Origin of the sequence: Lysinibacillus sp. UGB7 (assembly GCF_049058285.1) — a bacterium.
In the GTDB taxonomy this organism is placed as follows: Bacteria; Bacillota; Bacilli; order Bacillales_A; family Planococcaceae; genus Lysinibacillus; species Lysinibacillus sphaericus_B.
The window spans coordinates 1-5,946 of the sequence record NZ_JBMGUV010000066.1; the positions used below are offsets into that span (position 1 = coordinate 1).

Annotated in this window: 4 protein-coding genes; 2 read left to right on the plus strand and 2 right to left on the minus strand. The window is 35.7% G+C overall.

The window, feature by feature from the left end; genetic code table 11:
• On the plus strand, positions 1–132 hold a 132-nt coding region (locus ACOMCU_RS27665), incomplete at its 5' end, for an IS3 family transposase (RefSeq protein ID WP_421052252.1).
• Between the two features lie 375 nt (positions 133–507).
• Here the strand turns inward: ACOMCU_RS27665 and ACOMCU_RS27670 are convergent.
• Positions 508–2,856: an EAL domain-containing protein gene (locus tag ACOMCU_RS27670; protein WP_421052247.1), complete on the minus strand. Its 2,349-nt coding sequence runs from the start codon at positions 2,854–2,856 to the stop codon at positions 508–510.
• A gap of 745 nt (positions 2,857–3,601) precedes the next feature.
• The gene (locus tag ACOMCU_RS27675) at positions 3,602–5,035 is read right to left on the minus strand and encodes a BglG family transcription antiterminator (RefSeq protein WP_421052248.1); all 1,434 of its coding nucleotides are present in this window, start codon (positions 5,033–5,035) and stop codon (positions 3,602–3,604) included.
• Positions 5,036–5,640: 605 nt separating this feature from the next.
• Here ACOMCU_RS27675 and ACOMCU_RS27680 point away from each other — a divergent pair.
• Positions 5,641–5,946 (plus strand): cache domain-containing protein (locus ACOMCU_RS27680; protein ID WP_421052250.1); only part of this gene is annotated, 306 nt, incomplete at its 3' end.

Sequence of the window (5,946 nt, forward strand, 5' to 3'; positions counted from 1 at the left end):
GGAGCACATTTCTCTACTCTTGAACAGCTCGCTCTTGAACTTGATGATACTGTTCATTGGTTCAATAACATTCGAATTCATGGAACACTAGGCTATTTAACACCAGTGGAATTCAAGCAACAGACCTTATAATTTTTGTCCAGTTTAGTGTTGACATACCAAAAAAGGTCTTTCTTTTTTACGGGTATATTCATTTAAATGATATTTCCCCAACTCTAATTCTAATTATGATAAATTTAAAATAATATTATTTATGTGTTAGGAGCTCCGAAAGGGTAGGCTTACGAATGGGGCAACTCACGTAAAGGATTTTTAAGAATATCTAGTAGTCCAATTCTACATATAGCCCTCAGAAACTCCTACTGGAGTTCCTAAGGGCTCAAAAGTCTGTTAGCTCTTTATGAAAATTTGCGTTGTCCATCTTAATATACTGAACGGTACGTACGGTGGTGTGAGAGGTCGGGAGTTAATCACTTCCTTCTTCTCGATCTATGTCATTAAAGAGTCTCATTTTTTACTGTTTTCAGAGTTTTTTTCCTCTATTAGCAATTCGACAAGTTTATCTTCCGAAACAGGCCTACTAAAATAGTATCCTTGGACAAAGTCGCAGTTCCATTCTTTGAGTAAAATATACTGTTCTTTTGTCTCCACCCCTTCTGCAACTACATCATGACCTAATTTATGGGCAAGGTGGATAATCGATTCGATAATCGTTTTTTCTGCTGTTGCTGATGTCATATTTTGAATAAGTGATTTATCAATTTTAAGGGTATGAATCGGCAATAATTTCAAATAGTTAAGTGAAGAATAACCGGTGCCAAAATCGTCCTGGGCAATTTTTACCCCTAGGTTCTCTAATTTTCGCAGTATGCAAATAGAGCTTTCAAATGACTCAACTAAGATACTCTCAGTAATTTCAATCTCTAAATGTTCCGGCTTCATCTTAGTTTCATTCAAAATGAGCTGGACTTTATCCACAAAATCTGCTCTTCCTAATTGTAAAGCCGAAATATTAACCGCCATCAGGAAGGGATAACCGAATTGATGCTGTAATTCGACATTTTTCAAGCAGGCTTGATACATGACCCATTCGTCAATTTGTGTAATCAATCCTATTTTTTCTGCAATCGGAACAAAATCTTCTGGAGAAACAAATCCAAGCTCGGGGCTATTCCAGCGCACTAACGCCTCAAACCCTCTGATCTTTCCAGTAGTTGATTCTATCTGCGGTTGATAATGAACGTTAAATTCATTTCTTGCTAGCGCTAGACGCATCATTCGCTCGATTTGATCCTTTTTGATAACGAGTTCATTCATCTTGTCGTCAAAAAATCGATGGTTATTTCCCCCTAGTTCTTTCGCTTTATACATGGCGATATCAGCATGTTTGAGAAGCTCTTCTTGAGACACTCCATCAATTGGATAACTTGCGATTCCCATACTCATTTGAACAAAAGTGATTTGGCCATGAATAGTAAAAGGTTGAACAAAGCTATCACGTAACGTACTCAGCATTTTTTCCAAATAAGCATGATCTGCGCTATTTTCTAGAAAAATGACGAATTCATCGCCCCCCAAGCGTGCAACCATTCCTTGAGAACCTATACAAGACTGCAATTGTTCTGCCATCTTCTGAAGTAACTCATCGCCAGCCGAATGCCCAAGTGTATCATTAACTTGCTTGAAGTTATCCACGTCAATAAAAATAATGGCGAACTTAGATTGCTCTGATCTAGCCTGTGTGATGGCCTGTTCCAGAGTAAAGACAAACTGCCTCCGATTAGGCAAATTAGTTAGTGGATCGTACAATGCGAATTTACTTAAAGAGTCAATCATATGATTATAAGCGTCGCCAAGCTTTTGAAACTCATCTTGACTTGTGATTATGACATGCCCCGACAGATCCCCTTCGCTAACTTTCTCAGAAGCGTCAACTAACACCTGCAAAGGCTTCGTAATCGAGCGAACAATAATGGAAATCAGAATAGATGTTAGACAAATTGCAATGAGCAGCACAAAGAGGGTAATATTAAAAATCGGTTTGACACTTTGAGCAATCTTAAGCTGATCAATTTCAGCAATAATTCGCCAACCCGTTTGTGCATTTGTAAGAAAAATGGCCTTTTTTAGGTTCCCATTAACTTTAAAACTTATATCACCTGATGAATTTCTTAGTATTTCGTCATAGTAATTTCCTTTAGGCTTTTCCGCAAGTTTTTCCTGAGGATGGGCGACGATTTTCCCTGTGGGATCCAATATGTATAAAATATCTCCCTCAGCAAATGTGAGTTGGCTCACGCTGCGTGTCAAGTCCTCCAGAGAGATACTAACAGCTACAACCCCCTTTTTATCTCTAGTCTGCCTAGACATTGTGACAACTGGTTTATTTGATTCTGATAAACGCGGAGCAGTTATAGAAACTATCCCCGGATTCTCAACTGCAAGTTTATACCAGCCCTGTTCTAGTGGATTGTAGTCAGAAGGAAGGGTTAGATGGGGCGAAGACATGAAGGCACCATTGTGCGAAGTGACTCTGGTCTTAATAATATTTGTACTCAGGGATTGAAATCTGTCAATAATCTCTCGAATCTCCGAGTCTTCGTCTCCTTGATTTGTTTCTATGTTATCTGCCTTGATACTCTGAGCCAATAAAGAAACCTCTTCTTTTGGCAAACTCAACATTTTATCAATATAAGTATCTAATATAAATAGATTCCTCTCAAGCCCTTCCATCGTTTTGTCAGTAATCTGCTCGTATGCTGTTTTATACGAAACCCAGCCAATCAGTGCGCAAGGGATACAGAGGATAAAGGATACAGATATGATTAATTTATTTCGTACACTAAATGGATTCACTAACACCATCCTCTCTTAATTGAGCATTTTGCTTTAATTCTAAGGCCATGATACGCAAGGGTTTCCAAGCATCAGAGAGGGACTTTGGGGGCTGACAGCTATTACTTGAAGTTGTGATTTCTTCACACCACGGACAAAATCGATTGACCTTATTATTTATCCGAATATACTATATCTCTAGAGATTTTCTCCAGACTCCTCTTTTTATTGCCACGGCATTGTTCCCAATAACCCTCCTACCCATTATAAAATATTATTATTATATTAAATCTTTCAATTTTACCCTTGTAGAAATGAATAAGGGTAAAAATTGGTATGCAAACACTAAATTGGATAAAAATTATAAGGTTTGTTGCTTGAATTCCACTAGTGTTAAATAGCCTAGGTTCCGTGAATTCGAATGTTATTGAACCAATGAACAGTATCATTAAGTTCAAGAGTGAGCTGTTTGATACTAGTCCAAGACCTTTCATTAAACGACCAATTCGACTTCGATAAAAGTCAATATGTTATCGCCTTCATAGGAATTCACTACTTTCTTTGCCACCTTGTTCACCGGAGAAGAATAAAAAAGATGGATGTATTTTAAACTATGTAATATAGTACTTCCTTTTTTCTGTTCTCATTTCTAAAACGCAGTGGGTTAGGCGTTTTTAGTTTGGATAAAAGAATAAGCACGCATAGCGAGAGCGAGAAAAAACGGGATACTATAGCAGTATCCCGTTTTTTCTCTTTTTTTTAGGTCCTATATTTTTAGATTATTTTTAATCATTTTGATCTCACGGTCGCTTAACAATGGACTCACTTGAAGGACAGGTATATCGTTCGTTACTAATCCATATATATGATGATTTGTTGTAATAATTGCATCTAGATCTCCATGAAGAGCAAGACTAACCATTTCATGTGCTTGATTAGTCGTCATCAATCTAATGTGCCCATTTATATGGTCTAAGAGTTTCAACATGATATATCTCAAGACACCAAGGTCATTCATGTACAATAAAATTGTTTTTTCTTTTTGTTGCATTTCATGGCCTTTTTTGCTAGCCATAAAGTACATCGTAATATCTGCAAAGTCATCATCCCTAAACGATTCTGCATAATTACAGTTACGTACAATTGCTTCTTGAATACAATTGTAAAGGAAAGCTTGTTTATTTTTAATGATTGATTTATGGTGATTTGCATAGCTATACACTTTAGTTATCAATCTTATTTTCGCATGTTCGAAATATTTGTGGCATTGCTGCACCAAGATAGGGTCGTTCGAAAAGGGTAATTGAGTTTGCTCCTCTACATATTTTATCACGTTCATTATAGAATCCAATTGAGGTTGTCCAATTATTTCATTCATACTCAAGCAATCATCATCTTTCCTCTTTTCAATCCTTGCTGCACCAAGTATCAGTGCTGCTCCATAATGAAGCTCACTAGGGATAACCATAACCTGAATGGATTCAAGATAGCTTTCAATAAGAGTTAGAAGCCAATCAATTGAATTGCCTGATTCAACAAGAACTGCAGGGTATACGAACTCTGTTATATATTTTTTTTTAATCATACGGCTCTGCCAAATGGTTAAAAGAATCGGCAGCTGTGCGTAAGCATGATCTGAAAAAGTAAAACCGCCTTTCCTTTCAATTTCACTCATAAATGAATATATTGATTCTGAAGCTTGTTCTGATACCAGATGAAAACAATGCTTTCGTAAATAAAAGTCAAAATAGAACTGGCGTAAATGAAACTCCTCACCATTGATTCTTATCGGCTTCATGTCTATTTTTAAATAATATTTCTTCAAATCATTCCTCAATAATTCCAAAACTTTACTGATTGTACTTGCACTATAGTATAGCGCTTGACTAACTTCTGAGAGCGAGCAGCCTGATTCATTCCGAATAAGAAATGTGATCAAATTATGCAGCTTGTCCGTTTCATTAATTAGATGTTCGAAAGCTAAACTTGTTTGATTGGGAGGACGATGTAAAAAAAGTCCTTTTCCTCGTTGAGTCTCAATTAGCCAATTCCCTGGAAGGAAAGAAGTTAGCTCTATTAAATCTTTTCGGACTGTCTTGACTGAGCAATTCAACAACACAGCTAATTCTTGAGCTGTAATCCAATCTTCGTGTTCTACTAAGTGCTGATATAGCTTGATTAGTCTGTTTGAAGTTGTCACGTTAAGTCACTCCCTGATAAGAATCTTTAATCTTTGTATTAGTACTTATAAAGCAAAAATTAGCTCCCAGCGTCAGAATTGCAGTTATCAATCACCCAAAAAGATTCAATTGCTCAATCCTTTGAATCAAAGGTATAGGACTACGGAAAAATTATTTTAAAAAAACAAAATAGCGTAAAAATACTGAACATTGTTTTAATATAATAACTCCTCATTAATTTTATAGTCAATAAAAACCTGCTATTTTACCTATGTGTATTCTCTTAACTACGAAATTGTCTCATGGCATTATCAAAAACAATATAGCCATTCTGATAAGGTTTGTGCATATAGAAAATACGCTATCTAATGGTATTTTAGAATCTGTACAGATTTATGGAGATTATTTTCGTTGGGTATGTGGTTAGATTCGCGGTTTCGTGATGAATTAGAAAATTATAGCATTATATTATTTTTTTTGTGAAGAGGGATAATACATTTCTTTGAAATGGTTTGTATTCAAATTTCAAGTAACTTTAGTGCTATTTTACATTAAACATTATTGAAGATTAGTCGATATTAATTTGGTGAATTAAAGGTTTACATAAAATAGAAGGGGAATGGAAATGAAGATACGTACTAAGTTAATTATTATTTCATTGAGCTTATTGTTAATTCCAAGCTTAATAATAGGTGTAAGCAGTTATAATTCTGCTAAAGAGCATTTGGATGATTTGGGAGAAAAAATGCTAAAAAATAATGTAGAAATGGCACTCCAATTAATTGATTCAATGAATTATGCCGTTCAAACCGGAGAAATATCATTAGAAGAAGCCCAAGGAAAAGTAAAACAAAATTTAATTGGGGATTTACAAAGTGATGGTTCCCGTGCAATAACTACTAACGTTGATTTAGGTGAAGACGGCTATTTT